This window comes from Luteimonas gilva, assembly GCF_005239095.1.
GTDB classification, from domain to species: Bacteria; Pseudomonadota; Gammaproteobacteria; order Xanthomonadales; family Xanthomonadaceae; genus Luteimonas_C; species Luteimonas_C gilva.
In genome coordinates this window covers 1,198,771-1,218,164 of sequence record NZ_SZUA01000001.1, presented here as the reverse complement: position 1 = coordinate 1,218,164, position 19,394 = coordinate 1,198,771, and the positions used below count along the sequence as shown (strand labels likewise).

Genomic DNA, 19,394 nt, shown 5'->3' with positions numbered 1-19,394 from the left:
GTTATCTTCCAGCGCCGACGGAAGGATTCTGATCAATGGGCGAGGATGGCCGCGTGCCGCTAGGCTCCGCGCGTACCGTGCGAGTCGTGGGATTGGCCCTGGGCCTGGCGCTCACCGCCGGCTTGCTGGTTGCGATCCTGTACGACCGCAGCGCGCGGTTGGACGCCGCCCGGCGCCAAAGCACGACCTTGGCGACCGGCACCGACCGGCTGCTCGGATACGAATTGCGCAACCTCGAGCGCGCTCTGACGGGCATCGCCGCCGACGGCGAAACTTATTTCCGTACCACGCCCGGTCAAGCTGCGGCGCTGTTGTCCGATACCGTCGCCGGTGTGGTATTCCGCCACCCGGAATTGGAGTCGGTCGTGCTGTTCGATCCGGCCGGCAAAGCCCTCAGCGTGGGCGACTCCGATCCCGAATTGCCCCTTTGGATCGCCGGTGCGCCGCGGACGCGGCAACCGCTGATCTTCGGTCCGCTGCGACGCGGATTGCACGAGGGATGGACAGTGCCGATCGCTCTTCGCACCGACAGCGGCAATTGGCTGGTGGCGCGCCTGCGTACTTCGGAATTCCAGCGGATGATCGACGGTCTCGACATCGGCCGCGAGGGCAGCGTGGTCGTGCTCGACCGCCGCGGCGTGGTGCTCGCGCGCAGCAGCGTCGCCCGCGTCTACGTCGGCCGGCGCGTGCCGTTGCCCGATGTGAGCGGCGGCACGCTCACCCGGCATATCGTGAGCGAACTCGACGGCGTGCAGCGCCTGACCAGTTTCAGCGCTAACAGCGGCTACCCCGTATTGGTGGCCGTCGGCATCGGTATGCGCGAAGCGCTGGCGCCGTGGATCGTCTATGCGACCACCGCTACGGCGCTGATCGCGCTGTATTGGTTGGGTCTATGGTTCCTGGTCAGGCGCATGGCGGGAGCGGAGGCGACCCGCGAAGCCATGCTCGAAGAAATCGGCGCGCAGGCCGACTGGCTGCGCCAGGCGCAACTGGCCGCGCGCAGCGGCGTCTGGCGGATCGAGGCCGACGAAGGCCATGTGCGCGCATCGGAACAAGCCGCTGCCCTGTTCGGTTTCGCTCCCGGCGGAGGAACGATACCCATCGAACGCTTTTTCGAACGCATGCACCCGGAAGACCGCCCGCGCGTGGAGCAGGAGTTCGCGCAGGCGCGTCAATTGCGGCAACCGTTCGCGTCCGAATACCGGATCGTGCTGCCGGGCGACCGCATACGCTGGATCAGCGCGCGCGGCGCGTTGGCCACGGACGGGCGCAATCAGGAGCGCATGACCGGCACCATCGTCGACATCACCGAGCGGCGTGAGGCGCTGGCGCGGATTCAACGGGCCGAAACGCAGTTCCGCGAACTGTTCGAACGCAATCCGTTGCCGTTCTGGGTGTTCGACGTGGAAACGTTGCGATTTCTCGCGGTCAACGAAGCCGCGGTCCAGACCTACGGCTACACCCGCGCGCAATTCCTGACGATGAGCATCCTCGATATCCGCCCCGACGAAGACGTGGAATCGGTGCGCGCATCGATGCAGGACGTGAAACCGTACGAGCACGACGGCCGCGTCTGGATCCATCTGACCCGCGACGGGCGGCGGCTTTTCGTGCGCATCCACAGCAGCGGCATCGAATTCGCCGGCCGCTCCGCGAGGCTGGTGCTGGCCGAGGACGTCAGCGAACGGGTCGCGTACGAACGCGATCTGGCCTGGCGCGCGACCCATGATGCCACCACGGGCCTGCTCAACCTGCAGGCGCTGGTCGCCCAGCTCGACGCGTTGCCGCGGCCTGCGACGGGGCCCGCTTACGCCATCGCTTACGTGAGGCTGCGCGATCTGGAGTTGGTCGCGCCGACTTTGGGCCGTTCGGCGAGCGAAGCCATCCTGCGCGCGGCCGCCGAACGCTTCGGGGACGTGGGCCAGGAATTCGGCTTGGCCGCCTACTTGCCCGCGGAAACTTTCGTGATCGCCGCGACGGATCCCGGGCGGCGGGACGCGCTCCTGGCCCGCCTGGCGATGGAAACGTCGACGCCGGTGCGAGGCGAAGGCGATTTGCATCCGATCGAAGCTTGGATCGGCATCGCCGTGGGGCCGCGGGAAGGCGACGATGCCGAACAAACCATCGGCAACGCCGCATTGGCGGCGCTGCAGGCGCGGCGGGAGGGCGTACCGAGCGTGCGCTTCGATGCGGCGATGGCGGCCCGCGCCGCCGAGCGCCTGGCCCTGGCCGCGCGCTTGCGGCTGGCCCTTGAGCGCGGCGAGTTCGAACTGCATTTCCAGCCGATCCGCGATATCGGCGACGGCCGGATCGTTTCGTTGGAAGCGCTCATCCGCTGGTCGCCGGACAACGCAGGCTACGTGCCGCCGTCGCAATTCATTCCGCTGTGCGAGGAATCGGGATTGATCGTGCCCCTCGGCGAATGGGCGCTGGCCGAAGCCGCGCGCTGCCATGGCCTGCTGGCGGAGCGAGGACGCGGCGAGGTGGCGATCGCGGTCAACGTGTCGGCGGTGCAGTTCCTCTCGGAAACGCTGCCGCAATCCCTGCGCGCGCTGCGCGAAACGCACGCGCTGCCGCGCGGCGCGCTGCAGATCGAACTGACGGAAAGCGCCGTGCTGCGCAGCCCGGAATCGGCGCGGACCACGATGAACGAATTGCGCGAGCAAGGCGTTTGCATATCGATCGACGATTTCGGCACGGGTTTCTCGAGCATGGCCTATTTGAAGGACCTGCCGCTGGATTTCCTGAAAGTCGACCGCACCTTCGTCGCCGGAGTGGATAGCGAGGAGCGCAACGCCGCGATTTGCCGGGCATTGATCGAGTTGGGCCACGGCCTGGGCCTGAAGATCATCGCCGAAGGCGTGGAATCGGCCGAACAACTGGATTGGCTGCGCAAGCACGGTTGCGACCAGGCGCAGGGCTATTACTTCGGCGCTCCCGGGCCGCTCGCCGATTTGCTGCGCGCCTGGTGACGGTGGGCCGGCCTAGCCGCGAACGGATTCGATGGCGCGGCGCACGATCAACAACCGCGATCGCGCGATGCTGCGGCTGGCGCTGACGAAGCCGAACACCAAGCCGCCGGGGCCCGTGTTGCCGTATTTGGACAGCGAATGCACTTCCACGCCGTTGCGCGCGCATTCCGCGGCGACGGCGCGATCGTCGAGTCCCGCCAACGCCGGCTTGAACATCGCGGCGACGTGCATTCCGGCGCGGGCCGGGCCGAAGTCCAGCAGATCGTGCAGCGCCTTGGCCTCTTCCAGGAAAGCCACGCGGCGCTCGTCGTAGATCGTCCGCGTCTTGCGGATGTGGCGCGCCAGGTGGCCTTCCTGGATGAACGCGGCCAGCACGCTTTGGGTCAGCAGCGAAGTGAAGCCGTCGGCGGTGTGCTTGGCGTCGACGAAAGGCGCGACCAGCGGTTCGGGAACGATGGCGTACGCGATGCGCAGGCCCGGGAACAGGATCTTGTTGAAGCTGCCCACATAGACGACGCGACCGCCGTCGTCCATGCCTTGCAGCGAGGCGATGGGGCGGCCTTCGTAGCGGTAGTCGCCGTCGTAGTCGTCTTCGATCACATACGCATCGGCTTCCTGCGCCCAGCCCAGCAGCGCGCGGCGGCGCGGCAGCGACATTTCGCAGCCCATCGGGTATTGATGCGCCGGCGTCACGTAGGCCAAGCGCGCGTCCGCGGCGAGTTCGCGTCCGGCCGCGACGTCCAAACCTTCGCCGTCCACCGGCACCGGCACCGTTTCCAAGCCGGCCGCGCGCAGGCAGTGCTGCACGGGCTGGTAGCCCGGCGATTCCACCCAGGCGCGATCGCCCGGATCGCCGACCACTTTCGCCGCCAATTCCACCGCTTGCTGGGTGCCGGTGACCACGATCACTTGCTCGGGCGAACAGCGCGTCGCGCGCATCGCCGACGCGTGCGCGGCGATCGCCTCGCGCAGCGCGGGCAAACCGTTGCTCGCGCCGTAGGCCCAGACGTCGTTGCCGGGGCGCGCGCTTTCGCGCGCCAGCAAGCGGTTCCAAACTTTGCGCGGAAACAATTCCAGCGGCGGCAACGAAGGCGTGAACGGTATCGCGGTCGCCGCGCGGTAGTGGCCTGGGTAAGCGCGCAAGGCCTGCGCGCGTTGCGACAGGCGCCGCTGTTCGGGTTCGCGCTTGGCCGGCGCGGCGCGCGGCGCGATCAGCGGCGGCTCGTCGCGCTCGGGCAGATGCGCGGCGACATAGCTGCCGGCGCCGCGGCGGCGGACGATGTAGCCGTCGGCCACCAATTGGCTGAGCGCCCAATCGACCGTGTTGCGCGCCACGCCCAGATCCTGGGCCAGCGTGCGGCTGGAAGGCAGGCGCGCGTTCGGCGCCAACGCGCCGCTGACGATGGCGGCGCGGATCCGTTCGGAAATACGTGCGTAGGCCGGCTGCCCGGCCAGCGAATCCAAGCCTTCGACATCGACGGAGAAGACGGAACCGGCATGTTTGGCCATGCGGCTATGTTAGCGGGCTTTGCTTTTGTTTTTGTGGGAGCGGCTTCAGCCGCGAGCTTTCTCTCTCAAATTGCTGCAATGCCGCGATTTGAAGGCAAGAACTCGCGGCTAAGCCGTTCCTACAAAAAAGCGGATCAGGCGTCGATGCGGGTATGGTCGACGACCCAGTTGGTTTCCCAGTTCTTCCCGTCCAGCGAAAACGCCTGCTGCCAGCGCGCCTTGCCGGGAGCGAGCCGGGTCCACTTGAACACGACCTTGATCGGCTTGCCCTCGTCGGTGTCGTCGCCGTAGAACTCGCCGTCGTCTCCGACGAAGCCGCCGACCACGGGCGGGAACAATTCGCCGGTCTTGCTGTTGATCCAGTACAGCGACCACTGCTTCTTTTCGATGTTGAACGTGCGCACCGTCATGCCTTCCCAACCCTTGGTCGGGAACACGATCTCGTCGATATTGACCACGCCGCCCATGTGGCTATGGCAATCGACCGTGTTCGGGAACACGTCCCAATCGTCGCTGCCGACCCAACGCCGCTTCAGGCGGCGGTTGACGCTGTTCCACTTGCCGACGAAGAAGTCGAAATCGCGGACGCTGCCGGTCGGCGGTTTGGCGTGGGTGGGCGGCGCGCTTTTCACCGAGTTTGGAAAGCCGTCGCCGGCGAAGGCGTTGGCGAACGGCAGCAAGGTGGCGGCGCCGGCGCCGGCCAGCGCATCGACCAGCAATTGGCGTCGGGACAGCGAAACGGGACGGTTCATAGTGCAGGCTCGCATCGGATTGGCCCCTGCAAGATGCGGTGCGAAGGATCGAATCGGAAAGGGCCATTTACTCGGCCCCATGGATGCCACTCATGGCGGAACGGATTTTTTTGTAGGAGCGGCTTTAGCCGCGAGCTCTTCAATCAGATCGTGCATCTGCCGGAAAGAGCTCGCGGCTAAAGCCGCCCCTGCAAAAGCGGGAACCGGCTAAGCGGCGCGCGCGTAGCGCATCACCCAATTCGTCTCCCAAGTCTTGCCGCCGTCGGGCGAGAACGCTTGTTCCCATTGCAGCGATTTCGGCGCGATCTTCGACCATAGCCCGCGCACTTTGATCGGCTCGTTCTCGAAGGTGTCGTCGGAAAGAAAAGTGCCGACGCCGCCGGCGAAAGTGCCGATGATCGGCACGTCGATCTTGTGCGGATTGCGGCCGTCCAGCCACCAATCCGCCCAGCTTCCGGTCTTGGCGTCGAAAGCGCGCAGGCCGATGCCGCGATAGGCGCCGCCGGGCAGGTTCACCGCGCTGTCGTCGATGTTGGCCAAGCCGCCGAGCAACGAGCGGACGTGGCAAGAACCATCGAATTCTTCCCAATCGTGGTTGTTCGCCAATCGCTTCTTCAAGCGGCGGTGTTTTACCGTCCAGCTGCCGATGAAAAAATCGAAGTCGCGAGCCGCTCCGGTGGCGGGCGCGACGAGGTCCGCGGATTGAGCGAGAAGTTTGCCGATCGGCAGCGCGGCCGAAGCGGCGGCCAGCAGGGACATCTGCATCATTAGGCGGCGATGGGGGTCGTGCGTCATCGGTACCTCGGCCTTGCTTTGTAGGGCGGAGCTTGCTCCGCTGCTTTTCGTCGGGTTACGGGTATTCGGTCGCGGCGTGCTTGCCCTCACCCAACCCTCTCCCGCAAGCGGGAGAGGGCTTCAATCCGCGAGCGGAAGAGGAGGCGCCATCTACGTGATGCGGAAGAAATCGCCCGTCCAATTGGTCTCCCAGGTCTTGCCGCCGTCGGGCGAGAAGGCCTGCTCCCAGCGCCGCGAATCGGCTTTGATGTCTTTCCACAGGAATCGCACCTTGATCGGCTTGCCGTCGAACTTGTCGTCGGCATAGAACGCGCCGCTGCCGTTCTCGAAGCGGCCGATCACCGGCACGTCGATCTTGTGCGGACGATTGCCGTCCAGCCACCAGATCGCCCACGATTTCGTCTGCGGATCGAAAGCGCGCACGGTGACGCCGCGATAGGGTCCGTCCGGCAGCTGGAACAGGTTGTCGGTCATGTTGCCGGCGCCGCCCAGCAACAGGCGGAAATCCTGGACGCCTTCGAATTCGATCCAATCGGTGCTGCCGACGAGTCGCTCTTTGAGGCGCCGCTGTTGCGTGCGCCAGCGGCCGACGAAGATGTCGAAGTCGTGCACGTCGCCGGTCGGCAGCCGGATGCCGTCGCTGCCCGCAGGCGAGGCGAAGGCATCGGCGATCGGGAGCAGGGTCAATGCGCTGGCGCCGGCCAGCGCATCGCGCAGAATCTGGCGGCGCAGAGGCGAAACGGGTGCGTCCATAGTGTTCGTCGGATTCCGGATTCGGTTCGCGGGATGTTTCAAGCGGTGCGGGTGTAATTCATCACCCAATTCGTTTCCCAAGTGCCGCCGCCGTCGGTGGAGAAGGCCTGCTCCCATTGCGCGGAAGCCGGCGCGATCTTGGAGAACATGCCGCGCACCTTGACCGGGGTGCCTTCGTGGGTGTCGTCGGAAAGGAAAGTGCCCACGCCGTTCTCGAAGCGGCCGATGATCGGCACGTCGATCTTGTGCGGCTCCTTCGAACTCAGATTCCAATCGGCCCAGGTGCCGCTTTTCGCGTCGAAGGCGCGCAGGCCCAAGCCGTGCGAAGTGCCGTCGGGCCGGTAGGCGATGCGTTCGTTGACGTTGGCCAAGCCGCCGAGCAGCGACCAGCAGCGGCAAGTGCCGTCGAATTCCTGCCATTCGTGGCTGCCGACCAGGCGCTGTTTCAAGCGCCGGTGCTTGACCGACCAACTGCCGACGAAGAAATCGAAATCGTGCGCATTTCCGGCGGGCGCAGCCGCTTCCGGAACCGCGGCGAGGGCATCGCCGAGCGGCAGCAAGCCGGCGGCCGTGGCCAGCAGCGATAGGTGCATGACCTTGCGGCGTTCTGGGTCGTGTCGCATCGCGTGTTCCCGAAGTTCGCGGTTCAAGAGGTCTTCTCGAACTCGGTGGTCCAGTTCGTTTCCCAGGTCTTGCCGCCGTCGGGCGAGAAGGCCTGTTCCCAATAGCGCGAACGGGCGGTGATCTTCGACCACAGGAAGCGCATCTTGATCGGCTTGCCTTCGAAGGTATCGTCGGCGAGGAAGGTGCCGACGCCGTTTTCGAAACGGCCGATCACCGGCACGTCGATCTTGTGCGGATCGCGTCCGTCGAGCCACCAAATCGCCCAAGTCCGCGTCTTCGGATCGAACGAGCGCAGGCTGACGCCGCGGTAAGGCGCGCCGGGCACGTCGAACACGTTGTCGTCCATATTGCCGGCGCCGCCGAGCATGGGCAGGAACCATTGCGTGCCTTCGAATTCGGACCAGTCGTTACTGCCGGCCAGCCGCTTTTTCAGCTTGCGATGGCGCGCGCGCCAAGTGCCGGGGAACAGGTCGAAATCGTGAAGGCCGTCCGGTTCGGCCGCAGCGGCGGCCGTATTCGCGGCGGTCAAAAGGCTCGCGACGCCGGCGCCGGCGAGCGCGTCGGTCCATAGGCGCCGGCGTGCGAGCGAAAAGGGTGGCTTCATGCGTAACGGCCCGATCGAAGACGGAGCCAAAATGCGCCGGATGCGGAGGACGGCCAAGAGCCATTTACCCGCAGGACGCAAGGCCACCGGCACGCACGCATCGCTTAACGGTTCATGCGTCGGACCGTATGCGTCGCCGCCCGGTCGCAAACAACGAGACGCGCGCAGCGAAAATGGCGCCATGACCCGACGATCCGGAAGCGCCGATCTCCCCTTGCACGGGGGCCGCGTGCCGCGCTGGCTGGCCGACCGCATGACGCGGCTGGGAGCGGTGATCTGCGAGGCGATCGTCCACGAGTATGGCCGCGACGAATTGCTGCGGCGCTTGGCGCACCCGTTCTGGTTCCAATCTTTTGGCGCCGTGATGGGCATGGATTGGCATTCCTCGGGCATCACCACCAGCGTGATAGGCGCTTTGAAACGCGGACTGGCTCCGCTATCGGGCGAACTCGGCCTGCACGTTTGCGGCGGTCGCGGCAGGCATTCGCGAGCCACTCCCGGCGAACTGATCGCGATCGGGCAACGGGTGGGCTTCGACGGCGACGCCTTGGCCCGCGCGAGCAAAATGGTCGCCAAAGTGGACAGTGCCGCGGTGCAGGACGGATTCGAGCTGTACCTGCACGGATTCATCGTCGCCGACGACGGACGCTGGGTCGTGGTGCAGCAGGGCATGAACGAAAGCAACCGCCAAGCGCGGCGCTACCACTGGCTTTCCGAAGGGCTGAAGAGTTTCGTCGACGCGCCGCATGCGGCGATCGAAGGCCGGCAGCGGGGCGAGATCGTCAATCTTGCCGACCGCCGCGCGGAAGCGTCGCGCACGGCGCAAGCCGCGCTTCTGCGCGACATCGGCGCGGAGGGCGTGGCGCGCGAATGGAGCAAGCTGGCCGAACATGCGTCCGCCCGCCGAACGCGCGCACGCCAGCCCGAGGAGCCTTGGCAACCCGGATTGCTGCCGCATTTGATGCTGCCCGACCACCACGACGTCCGTGCGAAAGACGTGGTGACGCGGCGTTTGCACGGCAATCTGGCGGCGGCGGAGGCGTGCGGACCGCGCGATTTCGCCGAGTTGCTGCAGGTGCCCGGCGTGGGCGCGCGCACCGTGCGCGCTTTGGCGTTGGTGGCCGAAGTGCTGCACGGCGCGCCTTGCCGCTTCAACGATCCGGCGCGCTTTTCGCTGGCCCACGGCGGCAAGGACCGGCATCCCTTTCCGGTGCCGACGCGGGTCTACGATCGGACCATCGGCGTGCTGAAGTCGGCGGTGCGCAATGCGAAGTTAGGGCGACAGGAAGAATTGGGCGCGCTGAAGCGCCTGGACGATCAGGCGCGCAGGTTGGAACGCAGCGCCGGAGGTCCTTCCGTGGAAGCGCTGATCGCCGAGGAGTTCGAAAAATCGCACGGCTATGGCGGGCGCAGCGTGTTCGGTTGGGAACCCGAGCATGGGCGTTCCGTCGCGCCTCGCGAAGCCAAGCGCGGTGCGTCGGGATGATCTGGATTATGGAGGTACGGCCGCTTCGCTGACGATCAACAGGACCCGGCTGTCCGCATTCAACGCGTGCGATTCCGCCGATGCCGGATCGGCGGCGACCTGCAGCAAGCCGGCCAAGCCGGCCGTGCCGGAAGGCGTGCTGTCCAAGCCGCCGAAATCGCGCAGGGCGCTGGTGGCGCTGCGCAAGCGCTGGTCGTCGACGCGGATCGCCATGGCTTCGTGGCGCTGCAGGATGTCCACGGCCGAAGCGGAGGCCAAGCCGCAGGCGAGCATTTCCGCCGCGGTGTGCAAGTCGCCCGGCAAGCGCTCGGGACGGCCGGCGTCGAGGGCGCGGGCCACGCAGGCCGCCGTTGCGGGTTCGACCACGACGATGCGCCGCGGTTCGCGCATCGCGTCGCGCAAGCCTTCGGCCATGGCCGCGGCCAAGGTGCCGACGCCGGCCTGGACGAAAAGATGGCTGGGGCGCTCGCGCAACTCGTCGCGAAGCTGCGCGCGGATTTCGCGCGCCATCAATGCATATCCCGCCATCACGTCGGCGACGGCGACGTCGTCGGGATCCGGGCTAGTGTCGGGCACCAGCAAGCCTTCTCCGCGTGCCGCGGCGGCCGCGGCTTCCTCGACCGCTTCGTCGTAGGTGCCGTCGATCCGGACGATCCCGCCGCCGACCGCTTCGATGCGATCTGCGCGCGCGCGGTTGACGCTGGCGGGCAAGTAAATCGAGGCTTGCGCGCCCGCACGTCGCGCCGCGGCGGCGACGGCCAAGCCGTGGTTGCCGTCGCTGGCGGTGATCAACCGCGGCGGTTTCGCGGCGGATGCGCAAGCGGCCTGCAATTCGTCCATCGAAGCCGCGCCGGTCGCGCGCGCGAGCATCCGCAAGCCCGCGAACATGCCGCCGAGGGACTTGAAATTGCCCAATGGCCGCACGCCTTCCCATTTGGCGAAGACGCGGGCTACGCCGGCTAGGCGGCCGAGCGCGGGCAAATCGAGCAGCGGGGTGGGGCGGTAGTCGCTCCACAGCATGGACGGATCGGACAAGAAGTCGTTGTTCATGGCTGCAGTGTGCGCATTCCTGCGTCGTTTTTTGCCGCGTTTGTAGTCTGCGGATCGCGGAAATTACGCTGAAAAGCCGTCATCCCGGCTTTCGCCGGGACGACGGCAGAAAAATCATTCCTCTTCTAGCAAAGGAATCGGCACGCTCAATCCGCGCTTGACCACGCCCAATGCGACGTTGGTGACGAACTTCGACACGTTCGGATTCTCGGCCACCAGCCGGCCCATCAGTGCATCGTAGGTTTCGGTATCCGGCGCGGAAACGACCAGGACGAAATCGGCTTCGCCGGTCACGTAGAAGGCCTGTTGCACGTGCTCCTGCGCCGCCAGCCATTTGCGCAATTGGGTGAGCAGCTCCGGACGCTCGCGTTCCACTTGCAAGGACACGATGAAGAAGGTCGGGCGGCCGATGCGTTGCGGGTCGACGATCGCGGTGTGGCGCACGATCACGCCTTCCTCGCGCATCCGCCGCAGCCGGCGCTGGATGGCCGAAGGCGACAATGCGACGTGCTCGGCCAGTTGCTCGGCGGTGCGGCCGGCGTCTTCCTGGACCAGGTTCAGCAATTGGCGGTCGAAGCGGTCCAGGTTCATGGCTGGGATTCTAAGCCGCCTCGGCGCCGAAAAAACGCGCGATCGCGGCCCGGATCGCGGCCGAACCGCGCCGCCGCGCCGCTAGGATTCGTCCATCCCATTTCGGTGCTCGCAATCCCATGCAACTTCTCTACCAAACCCATTCGCCCTATGCGCGCAAGGCCCTGGTGTTCGCTCACGAAGCGGGTCTGGCCGACCGCGTCGAGGTCGTGCATCACGAAACGAGCCCTACGCTGCGCAACGAAAGCGTCTTCGCCCAGAATCCGCTCGGCAAAGTGCCGGTGCTGATCCGTCCCGGCCAGGCGCCGTTGTTCGATTCGGACGTGATTTGCGCCTATTTCGACACGCTGCACAGCGGCCGTCCGCGGGTCCCGCGCGAAGGCGAGGCGCGTTGGCAGGCCTTGCGCGTGCAGGCCGTCGCGCAGGGACTCGCCGACGCCGGCATCGCGGTGCGATGGGAGACGGTGCGCAGGCCCGAAGCGCTCCGCTATCCGCCCTTGCGCGACGGCTACACCGAAAAACTGGTCGCCGCGTACGATTGGCTGGAACGGGAGCTGGACGTCGATGCGTCCGTCCATGTGGGACACATCGCCGTGGCGACCGCCTTGAGCTGGTTGGCGTTCCGCGAGCTGCCGGACTTCCGCGCAGGCCGTCCGCGTTTGACGGCCTGGTTCGACGCTTTCGAAACGCGCCCTTCGATGCGGGCGACGCCGTTGTCGGGCGAAACCCGCGACACGTAGGGTGGGCCAAGGCCCACCCTACGCCTCGTAGCAACGCACTTCGATGTTGTGCCCGTCGGGGTCGTCGAAGTATAGCGACTCGGCCATGCCTTGCGCGCCGAACGTCTGGCCGGGGCCGTGGCGGCTGCGATCGAACGGGCCGCCGCCGAAGGCCATGCCGGAATCGCACAAGAAACGGTAGACGCGGTCGAACTCCGCGCGCGCCAGGCGGAAGGCCAAGTGCATGCGGTCGTGCGGCGTTTGCCGCATCAAATCCAACGTGAGGGCGGGGCCGACGCGCAGGATCTCGAACGGGCCGGCGCGGCCCTCGTGGGCGAAACCGAGCACGCGGCGGTAGAACGCCGCCGATTCTGCGGGGTCGCGGGTCGGGACGATGAGGTGGTCCAGTTCGGCGGTCATCGGGCTATTGTCCTCGCCTTCGGTTAGCGACGTGTGCTTTTCGGATCGCCGACCGTCCGCTGTCCGCGTCCGCGCATGCGGACACTGGAAAACCAGGCTTTTCGTCCTTCCATCCATGACTTCCGGGGGTGTCTGCGGACCGAAACGGCGCCGCACTATGCCGCTTTATCCTCCGAGGGCAGGCCATGCGCCGCATCCTGGTTTCCGCTATCGCGCTGGCGCTCGCCGCCGCTTCCGCCACCGCCGTCGCCGCAGACGCCCCGCCGGCTTCGGCCGCGCGCCAGGCGACCACCCAGTTGCCGCGCGACGTGCGCCCCACCCATTACGAACTCGCCTTCGTTCCGCATGCGGAATCGCTGAGCTTCGATGGCCAAGCGACCATCACGCTGGATGTGCTGCAGGCGACCGACAAGATCGTGCTGAACGCGGTCGACATGACCTTCAAGTCGGCGAAGCTGACGCCCGCTTCCGGCGCCGCGCTCGAGCCGAAAGTGAGCGTCGACGCGCAGGCGCAAACCGCGACCTTCGCCTTCGCGCAAGCGCTGAAGCCCGGCAGCTACAAATTGGCGCTGGACTACAGCGGCAAGATCGGCACCCAGGCCAACGGCCTGTTCGCGATCGATTACGAGAACAAGGAAGGCAAGAAGCGCGCGCTCTACACCCAGTTCGAGAATTCGGATGCGCGCAAATTCATCCCGTCCTGGGACGAACCCAATTACAAGGCCACCTTCGACCTGACCGCCACCGTGCCGTCCGCGCAGATGGCGGTCAGCAACATGCCCGCCGCGCAGACTTCCGACGCCGGCAACGGCCTGAAACGCGTGCGTTTCGAGCGTTCGCCGAAGATGTCGACGTATCTGCTGTTCTTCGGCCTGGGCGAATTCGACCGCACCACCGACAAGGCCGGCGCGACCGAAGTGGGCGTGGTGACCCAGAAGGGCTTGTCGTCGCAAGCGCAGTTCGCGCTGGAAGCGTCGAAAGTCGTGCTGAACGAATACAACGACTATTTCGGCACGCCGTACCCGCTGCCCAAGCTGGACAACGTCGCTTCGCCCGGACGCAGCCAGTTCTTCGGCGCGATGGAGAACTGGGGCGCGATCTACACCTTCGAATACGCGATGCTGCTCGACCCGTCGATTTCGACCTCGGCCGACAAGCAGTCGGTGTTCTCGATCGCCGCGCACGAAATCGCCCACCAATGGTTCGGCGATCTGGTGACGATGAGCTGGTGGGACGACCTGTGGCTCAACGAAGGCTTCGCCTCGTGGATGGCCGCGCGGACGATGGAGAAGCTGCATCCGGAATGGAACACCAAGCTGTACTCGGTCGGAGCGCGCGAGGCGGCGATGAGCCGCGACGCGGTCGAGACCACGCATCCGGTGGTGCAGCACGTGGAGACGGTGGAGCAGGCCAGCCAAGCTTTCGACGCGATCACGTATTCGAAGGGCGAAGCGGTGATCCGCATGCTGGAAGGCTACGTCGGTCCCGACGCTTGGCGCGAAGGCGTGCGTCGCTATATGAAAGCGCACGCTTACGGCAACACGGTCTCCGACGATCTGTGGCGCGAGATCCAGGCCGCGGCCGGCAAGCCGATCCTCGACATCGCCCACGATTTCACCCTGCAGCCGGGCGTGCCGCTGATCAAGGTCGATTCGGCGCAGTGCGCCGGCGGCAAAACCACGCTCAAGCTGAGCCAGGGCGAATTCACCAAGGACCGCCCGAACAAGCAACCGTTGTCGTGGCGCGTGCCGGTGATCGCGCAGGCCGCCGGCGGCGAGCCGGTGCGCGCGATGGTGACCGGCGGCAAAGCCGAGATGACGGTGCCGGGTTGCGGCGCGGTCGTCGTCAACGCGGGGCAGAGCGGCTACTACCGCACGCTGTACGCGCCGGAGCAGTTCGTCGCGATCCGCGACGGCTTCGCCAAGCTGGCGCCGATCGACCAGCTCGGTTTGATCAACGACACCTGGGCGCTGGGCATGGCCGGCTTGCAGCCCGCGTCCAATTTCCTGGACCTGGCCAAAGCGACGCCGGCCGACGCCGATCCGCAGCTGTGGGCCGACATCGCCGATAGCCTCGGCAGCCTGGACAACTACTATCGCGGCGACAAAGCGCGGCAGGCCGCGTTCCGCAAGTTCGCCATCGCCACGCTGGCGCCGGCGTTCGAGCGGATCGGTTGGGAAGCGCGTCCGAACGAAGGCGACCCGACCACGATCCTGCGCAGCCAACTGATCGGCACGCTCGGCGCGTTGGGCGACGAGAAGGTGCTCGCCGAAGCGCGGCGCCGTTACGCTTCGCTCGAGAAGGATCCGAACGCGGTGCCGGCCGAGCTGAAGAAGACCGTGCTGGGCGTGGTCGCTTCGCACGCCGACGCCGCGACCTGGGACAAGCTGCACGCCGCCGCCAAGGCCGAGAAGACGCCGTTGATCAAGGATCAGCTGTACTCGCTGCTGTCGGCGAGCGACGACGAGGCCTTGGCCAAGCGCGCGCTGGATTTGGCCTTGACCGACGAGCCGGGCGCGACCAACAGCGCCGGCATGATCGCGATCGTGGCTTTCCGCCATCCGGATCAGGCTTTCGATTACGCCGTGGCGCACTTGCCGCAAGTGGACAAGCTGGTCGATTCGACTTCGCGCGCCGGCTGGTATCCGGCTTTGGGCAACTCTTCGTTCGATCCGGCGATGATCGGCAAACTGCGGTCTTTCGCCGACGCCCACATCGCCGCCGGCTCGCGCCGCGCCACCGAAACCTCGATCGCCAACATCCAATACCGGACCAAGGTGCGCGAGCAGCGGTTGCCCGAAATCGACGCCTGGTTGAAGAAGAACGGCGCGTAACGGCCTCTCGAAAGGCGACGCCGATCCGTTGGGGCCGACGGTATTGCCGGCGTCAGGTGGTTCGGCTAGCGTAGCCGCGCTAGGAACGGCAGGGGGGCCGCCTGGATGGGGATGGGGGTCGCGTTGTGGGCCGCGCTGGCGTTCGCCGGCGCGCCCGCGCAAACCGCCGCTGCAGAAGCGGCGCAAACGTCTTCGAGCGTTTCGGCGGATCCGCAAGGCCTGCGCATTCCAGCCGAAACCGTGCTCGTGATCGAAACGCTCGAACCTCTAAGCTCGTCCGCGCTCAAGCGCGGCGACAAGTTCGCATTCCGGCTGGCCGAGCCTTGGCCCGTCGAAGGCGCGCCGGCGCTCGCCGCCGGCACGCAGGGCGTGGGCGAGGTGGTCCATGCGCAAGCCGCGCACGGCGGCGGCGCGCCGGGCGAGCTATTGCTGGCGGCGCGCTATCTCGAAATCGGCGGCCAGCGGATCCCATTGCGCGGGTACAAGCTCGGCGCCACCGGCAAAAGCAATGCAGGACTGGCCTTAGGCGCATCGTTCGCGACCGGGCCGTTCGCGTTGTTCATCCGCGGCCGCGAAATCGAAATTCCCGCGCACACCCGCGGCGAAGCGCGCGTCGCTCAAGACACCGCTTTGGCGTCCGTACCGATCGCCCCGAATTCCCCTGCGTCGACCGACCACGCAACCGCCACCGTCACCTCACCGGAAGAGAGTCCATGAACCGTTCGATTCGCCATGCCGTTTTCGTTTTAAGCCTATTGCCCGCCTTCGCTTTCGCCGGCGATGGGAGCCTGTCCTGGCGCAAGGACAAGGGCGAACTCGATCCCTCCAAGCGCGTCCAAGTCGCCGCCGCGCAGACCGCGTCGCCGCAGTCCGCCGAGGCTCCGGCGCAGCAAGCGCAGCCCGCTCCGGCCGCCGCGTCGGCGCAAGAAGCGCAAGCGGCCGCCGCTGCCGAGCCGTCCGCCGCTCCCGCGTCTGCCGCCGCCAATGGCTTGATCGGCGCGCCGCCGTCGGGCAAGGGGCAGATCGTCTTCTTCCGTCCGTCGAAATTCGCCGGCGCCGCGGTCGGTTTCAAAGTGCGCGAAGGGCAGACCGAACTGGGCAAGCTGCGCAGCGGGAAGTATTTCGTCGCCGCGGTCGACCCTGGCCAGCACCAGTACACGGTGCATTCCGAAGCCGAGGACGTGCTGACGATGGAAATCGAAGCTGGCGAAACCTATTACGTGCAGGGCACGATCAACATGGGCTTCCTGGTCGGCCGGCCGAATTTGTCGCCCTCCGATGCGGCCACCTTCAACGGCATGGCGGCCAAGCTCGAAAAAGCGCAATAAATCCGCAGCTCATGAATAAAAAAAGCCCCGCATTTCGCGGGGCTTTTTTCTTACATCACGTTCGGTTCGCTGAACGCTTCGATCTCGCCGGCGAAGGCTTCGATCGGCACGCAACTGCAGAACACGTTCTTGTCGCCGTAGACGTTGTCCACGCGCGCCACCGGCGGCCAGTACTTCTGCTGCTTGAGCACCGGTAGCGGGAACGCGGCCAGTTCGCGCGGATAGGCGTGGGTCCATTCGCTGGCGGCAACCATAGTCGCGGTATGCGGGGCGTGCTTGAGCGGGTTGTCTTCGCGGTCCAGCTTGCCTTCTTCGACGGCGCGGATCTCGTCGCGGATCTGGATCATCGCGTCGATGAAGCGGTCCAGTTCGTGCAGCGATTCGCTTTCGGTCGGCTCCACCATCAGCGTGCCGGCGACCGGGAAACTCAGGGTCGGGGCGTGGAAGCCGAAATCGATCAGGCGCTTGGCGACGTCCTCGGCGCTGATGCCGGTGGCGTCCTTGATCGGGCGCAGGTCCAAGATGCACTCGTGCGCCACCAAGCCGTTGCGGCCGGTGTACAGCGTCTCGTAATGCGGCGCCAGGCGCTTGGCGATGTAGTTGGCGTTGAGCAGCGCCACCTGCGTCGCCTTGCGCAGGCCGGTGTTGCCCATCATGGCGATGTACATCCAGCTGATCGGCAGGATGCTGGCCGAACCGAAGCTCGCGGCGGACACCATGCCGACATCGCCTTCGCCGCCGAGCGTGCGAGGCAGGAACGGGGCGAGGTGCGATTTCACCGCGCACGGGCCGACGCCCGGACCGCCGCCGCCGTGAGGAATGCAGAAGGTCTTGTGCAGGTTCAGATGCGAGACGTCCGAGCCCCATTTGCCGGGCTTGGCCACGCCGACCAGCGCGTTCATGTTGGCGCCGTCGGTGTACACCTGGCCGCCGTGCTTGTGCACGATTTCGCAGATCTCGACCACGTCCTCTTCGAACACGCCGTGGGTGGACGGGTAGGTCATCATGATCGCGGCCAGGCGATCGCTGTATTTCTCCGCCGCGCGGCGGATGTCGTCCACGTCGACGTTGCCGTTGGCGTCGCACTTGGTGACCACGACCTGCATGCCGCACATCTGCGCCGAAGCCGGATTGGTGCCGTGCGCCGATTCGGGGATGAGGCAGATATCGCGATGGCCTTCGTTGCGCGAACGATGGTAAGCGCGGATCGCCAGCAGGCCGGCGAATTCGCCCTGCGCGCCGGAGTTGGGCTGCAGGCTGACCGCGTCGTAGCCGGTGCATTCCACCAGCATCGCTTCCAGCTCGTCGATCAGCTGCTTGTAGCCGACGGTCTGCTCGGCCGGCGCCAGCGGATGGATGTTGCCGAACTCCGGCCAGGTGACCGGGATCATCTCGGCCGTAGCGTTGAGCTTCATCGTGCACGAACCCAGCGGGATCATGGTGCGATCCATCGCCAGGTCCTTGTCGGCCAGCGAGCGCATGTAACGCAGCAGTTCGTGTTCGCTGTGGTGGGTGTTGAACACCGGGTGCTGCAGGAACGCGGACTTGCGCTGCAATCCGGCGGGCAGGGCGTCGCCGGTGGCCTTGTCGAGCGCGTCGACGTCCGCTTGGGCGCCGAACAGGCCGGCCAGGGCGACGATATCCTCGCGCGTGGCGGTTTCGTCCAGGCTGATGCCGACGCTGCCCGCGTCGATCGCGCGCAGGTTGATCCGCGCCGCCTTCGCTTTGGCGTGCACGGCCGCGGCATCGATGCCGGTGACGTGCAGCGTGTCGAAGAAATCCGGACCGACGTTGACGCCGGCCTTGCCCAGCGCGGCGGCCAGGATCGCAGCCAAGCGATGGGTTCGGCGCGCGATCCGGACCAGGCCTTCGGGGCCGTGGTAGACCGCGTACATGCTGGCCATCACCGCCAACAGCACCTGCGCGGTGCAGATGTTGCTGGTCGCCTTCTCGCGGCGAATGTGCTGTTCGCGCGTCTGCAGCGTGAGGCGGTACGCCTTCTTGCCCTCGGCGTCGATCGACACGCCGATCAGGCGGCCCGGCATCGAACGCTTGAACGCATCGCGGCAGGCCATGAAGCCCGCGTGCGGACCGCCGAAACCGAACGGCACGCCGAAACGCTGCGAATTGCCGACCACCATGTCCGCGCCCCATTCGCCGGGCGAGGCGATCAGGGTCAGCGCCAACAGGTCGCTGGCCACCGCGACCAGCGCGCCGCGCGCGTGGACTTTTTCGGCCAGCGCCTTGTAGTCGTGGATCTGGCCGAAGGTGTCCGGATACTGCAGCAGCACGCCGAAGCTGTCGGCGTCGGCCGCTTCTTCGTCGCCGCCGATCTTCAGTTCGATGTCCAGGCCGTCGGCGCGGGTGCGCAGCACTTCAAGCGTCTGCGGGTGCACGCCGTTGGAAACGAAGAACACGTTCGACTTCGATTTCGCCGAACGCTTGGCCAGGGTCATCGCTTCGGCCGCGGCGGTGGCTTCGTCCAGCAGCGACGCGTTGGCGATTTCCATGCCCGTCAGATCGGCGCACATCGTCTGGAAGTTGATCAGCGCTTCCATGCGGCCTTGCGAGATTTCCGCCTGGTAGGGCGTGTAGGCCGTGTACCAAGCCGGGTTCTCGAGGATGTTGCGCAGGATCACGTTCGGCGTGTGGGTGCCGTAATAGCCCTGGCCGATGAAGCTGCGGAAGACTTGGTTCTTGTCGGCGACGGCGCGGATCTTGGCCAGCGCTTCGACTTCGGTGATCGGATCGGGCAAGGCCAGCGCGGCGGGCGATTTGATCTTGGCGGGAACGATGGCATCGGTCATCGCGTCCAGCGAGGCATGGCCGACCGTGCGCAGCATCTGCGCGATCTCGGCGTCGTTGGGGCCGATGTGGCGTTCGATGAAGGCGGAATGGTGTTCGAGATCGCGAAGCGAAGGCTGGGTCATGTCGGGGCGCCGTGTTGGTCGCATATG

At 66.4% G+C, this 19,394-nt stretch carries 16 protein-coding genes; 6 read left to right on the top strand and 10 right to left on the bottom strand.

The genetic code is table 11. The annotated features are described in order from the left end of the window. The first annotated feature begins 35 nt into the window (after positions 1–35). Entirely contained in the window at positions 36–2,972 is a 2,937-nt protein-coding gene (locus FCE95_RS05720) for a bifunctional diguanylate cyclase/phosphodiesterase (RefSeq protein ID WP_137265980.1), read from the top strand. A 12-nt stretch (positions 2,973–2,984) separates the two neighbouring features. Here FCE95_RS05720 and pdxR read toward each other — a convergent pair whose 3' ends face one another. From pdxR to FCE95_RS05690, 6 genes are all read right to left on the bottom strand, one after another. After that, on the bottom strand, positions 2,985–4,481 hold the full coding sequence (gene pdxR / locus FCE95_RS05715; RefSeq protein WP_137265979.1) for a MocR-like pyridoxine biosynthesis transcription factor PdxR: 1,497 nt from the start codon (positions 4,479–4,481) through the stop codon (positions 2,985–2,987). A 134-nt stretch (positions 4,482–4,615) separates the two neighbouring features. Continuing rightward, on the bottom strand, positions 4,616–5,233 hold the full coding sequence (locus FCE95_RS05710) for a hypothetical protein (RefSeq protein ID WP_223266789.1): 618 nt from the start codon (positions 5,231–5,233) through the stop codon (positions 4,616–4,618). 207 nt (positions 5,234–5,440) lie between these two features. Beyond that, the gene (locus FCE95_RS05705; protein WP_223266788.1) at positions 5,441–6,028 is read right to left on the bottom strand and encodes a DUF1579 domain-containing protein; all 588 of its coding nucleotides are present in this window, start codon (positions 6,026–6,028) and stop codon (positions 5,441–5,443) included. 150 nt (positions 6,029–6,178) lie between these two features. Beyond that, positions 6,179–6,781, bottom strand: a complete 603-nt coding sequence (locus FCE95_RS05700; protein WP_223266787.1) for a hypothetical protein — start codon at positions 6,779–6,781, stop codon at positions 6,179–6,181. 38 nt (positions 6,782–6,819) lie between these two features. Beyond that, complete coding sequence (locus FCE95_RS05695) at positions 6,820–7,404, bottom strand: hypothetical protein (RefSeq protein ID WP_223266786.1); 585 nt, start codon at positions 7,402–7,404, stop codon at positions 6,820–6,822. 23 nt (positions 7,405–7,427) lie between these two features. Continuing rightward, complete coding sequence (locus tag FCE95_RS05690; RefSeq protein ID WP_223266785.1) at positions 7,428–8,009, bottom strand: hypothetical protein; 582 nt, start codon at positions 8,007–8,009, stop codon at positions 7,428–7,430. A 181-nt stretch (positions 8,010–8,190) separates the two neighbouring features. Here FCE95_RS05690 and FCE95_RS05685 point away from each other — a divergent pair, with 181 nt between their 5' ends. After that, complete coding sequence (locus tag FCE95_RS05685; protein WP_137265978.1) at positions 8,191–9,495, top strand: DUF763 domain-containing protein; 1,305 nt, start codon at positions 8,191–8,193, stop codon at positions 9,493–9,495. A 6-nt stretch (positions 9,496–9,501) separates the two neighbouring features. Here FCE95_RS05685 and FCE95_RS05680 read toward each other — a convergent pair whose 3' ends face one another. Together FCE95_RS05680 and FCE95_RS05675 are read right to left on the bottom strand one after the other, a co-directional pair. Then, complete coding sequence (locus tag FCE95_RS05680) at positions 9,502–10,545, bottom strand: pyridoxal-phosphate dependent enzyme (RefSeq protein ID WP_137265977.1); 1,044 nt, start codon at positions 10,543–10,545, stop codon at positions 9,502–9,504. Between the two features lie 114 nt (positions 10,546–10,659). After that, positions 10,660–11,136 (bottom strand): Lrp/AsnC family transcriptional regulator, encoded by a 477-nt coding sequence (locus FCE95_RS05675; protein WP_137265976.1) that lies wholly within the window; start codon positions 11,134–11,136, stop codon positions 10,660–10,662. 119 nt (positions 11,137–11,255) lie between these two features. Here FCE95_RS05675 and FCE95_RS05670 point away from each other — a divergent pair, with 119 nt between their 5' ends. Beyond that, positions 11,256–11,876 (top strand): glutathione S-transferase, encoded by a 621-nt coding sequence (locus tag FCE95_RS05670; RefSeq protein WP_137265975.1) that lies wholly within the window; start codon positions 11,256–11,258, stop codon positions 11,874–11,876. Between the two features lie 18 nt (positions 11,877–11,894). On the opposite strand, the gene FCE95_RS05665 is transcribed toward FCE95_RS05670, so the two are convergent. Continuing rightward, the gene (locus FCE95_RS05665) at positions 11,895–12,275 is read right to left on the bottom strand and encodes a VOC family protein (protein ID WP_189644642.1); all 381 of its coding nucleotides are present in this window, start codon (positions 12,273–12,275) and stop codon (positions 11,895–11,897) included. A gap of 185 nt (positions 12,276–12,460) precedes the next feature. Between FCE95_RS05665 and FCE95_RS05660 the strand changes: the two genes are divergently transcribed. The 3 genes from FCE95_RS05660 (at position 12,461) to FCE95_RS05650 (ending at position 16,437) form a co-directional block, all read left to right on the top strand. Then, positions 12,461–15,109 carry a M1 family metallopeptidase gene (locus FCE95_RS05660; RefSeq protein ID WP_137265973.1) on the top strand — a complete coding sequence of 883 codons (2,649 nt, stop codon included), beginning with the start codon at positions 12,461–12,463 and terminating at the stop codon, positions 15,107–15,109. Between the two features lie 111 nt (positions 15,110–15,220). Beyond that, a complete protein-coding gene (locus FCE95_RS05655; protein ID WP_137265972.1) occupies positions 15,221–15,826 on the top strand; it encodes a hypothetical protein in 606 nt (201 codons plus the stop codon). Then, positions 15,823–16,437, top strand: a complete 615-nt coding sequence (locus FCE95_RS05650) for a DUF2846 domain-containing protein (protein ID WP_137265971.1) — start codon at positions 15,823–15,825, stop codon at positions 16,435–16,437. The genes FCE95_RS05655 and FCE95_RS05650 overlap by 4 nt, the downstream gene beginning before the upstream one ends. A gap of 50 nt (positions 16,438–16,487) precedes the next feature. Here the strand turns inward: FCE95_RS05650 and gcvP are convergent, their stop codons facing one another. Next, positions 16,488–19,367 carry an aminomethyl-transferring glycine dehydrogenase gene (gene gcvP, locus FCE95_RS05645; protein WP_137265970.1) on the bottom strand — a complete coding sequence of 960 codons (2,880 nt, stop codon included), beginning with the start codon at positions 19,365–19,367 and terminating at the stop codon, positions 16,488–16,490. Between the last annotated feature and the right edge of the window lie 27 nt (positions 19,368–19,394).

Excerpts from the sequence above, each read along its gene's own strand:
- FCE95_RS05720 (WP_137265980.1), top strand. The coding sequence starts at position 36 with ATGGGCGAGGATGGCCGCGTGCCGCTAGGCTCCGCGCGTACCGTGCGA.
- pdxR (WP_137265979.1), bottom strand. The coding sequence starts at position 4,481 with ATGGCCAAACATGCCGGTTCCGTCTTCTCCGTCGATGTCGAAGGCTTG.
- FCE95_RS05710 (WP_223266789.1), bottom strand. The coding sequence starts at position 5,233 with ATGAACCGTCCCGTTTCGCTGTCCCGACGCCAATTGCTGGTCGATGCG.
- FCE95_RS05705 (WP_223266788.1), bottom strand. The coding sequence starts at position 6,028 with ATGACGCACGACCCCCATCGCCGCCTAATGATGCAGATGTCCCTGCTG.
- FCE95_RS05700 (WP_223266787.1), bottom strand. The coding sequence starts at position 6,781 with ATGGACGCACCCGTTTCGCCTCTGCGCCGCCAGATTCTGCGCGATGCG.
- FCE95_RS05695 (WP_223266786.1), bottom strand. The coding sequence starts at position 7,404 with ATGCGACACGACCCAGAACGCCGCAAGGTCATGCACCTATCGCTGCTG.
- FCE95_RS05690 (WP_223266785.1), bottom strand. The coding sequence starts at position 8,009 with ATGAAGCCACCCTTTTCGCTCGCACGCCGGCGCCTATGGACCGACGCG.
- FCE95_RS05685 (WP_137265978.1), top strand. The coding sequence starts at position 8,191 with ATGACCCGACGATCCGGAAGCGCCGATCTCCCCTTGCACGGGGGCCGC.
- FCE95_RS05680 (WP_137265977.1), bottom strand. The coding sequence starts at position 10,545 with ATGAACAACGACTTCTTGTCCGATCCGTCCATGCTGTGGAGCGACTAC.
- FCE95_RS05675 (WP_137265976.1), bottom strand. The coding sequence starts at position 11,136 with ATGAACCTGGACCGCTTCGACCGCCAATTGCTGAACCTGGTCCAGGAA.
- FCE95_RS05670 (WP_137265975.1), top strand. The coding sequence starts at position 11,256 with ATGCAACTTCTCTACCAAACCCATTCGCCCTATGCGCGCAAGGCCCTG.
- FCE95_RS05665 (WP_189644642.1), bottom strand. The coding sequence starts at position 12,275 with ATGACCGCCGAACTGGACCACCTCATCGTCCCGACCCGCGACCCCGCA.
- FCE95_RS05660 (WP_137265973.1), top strand. The coding sequence starts at position 12,461 with ATGCGCCGCATCCTGGTTTCCGCTATCGCGCTGGCGCTCGCCGCCGCT.
- FCE95_RS05655 (WP_137265972.1), top strand. The coding sequence starts at position 15,221 with ATGGGGGTCGCGTTGTGGGCCGCGCTGGCGTTCGCCGGCGCGCCCGCG.
- FCE95_RS05650 (WP_137265971.1), top strand. The coding sequence starts at position 15,823 with ATGAACCGTTCGATTCGCCATGCCGTTTTCGTTTTAAGCCTATTGCCC.
- gcvP (WP_137265970.1), bottom strand. The coding sequence starts at position 19,367 with ATGACCCAGCCTTCGCTTCGCGATCTCGAACACCATTCCGCCTTCATC.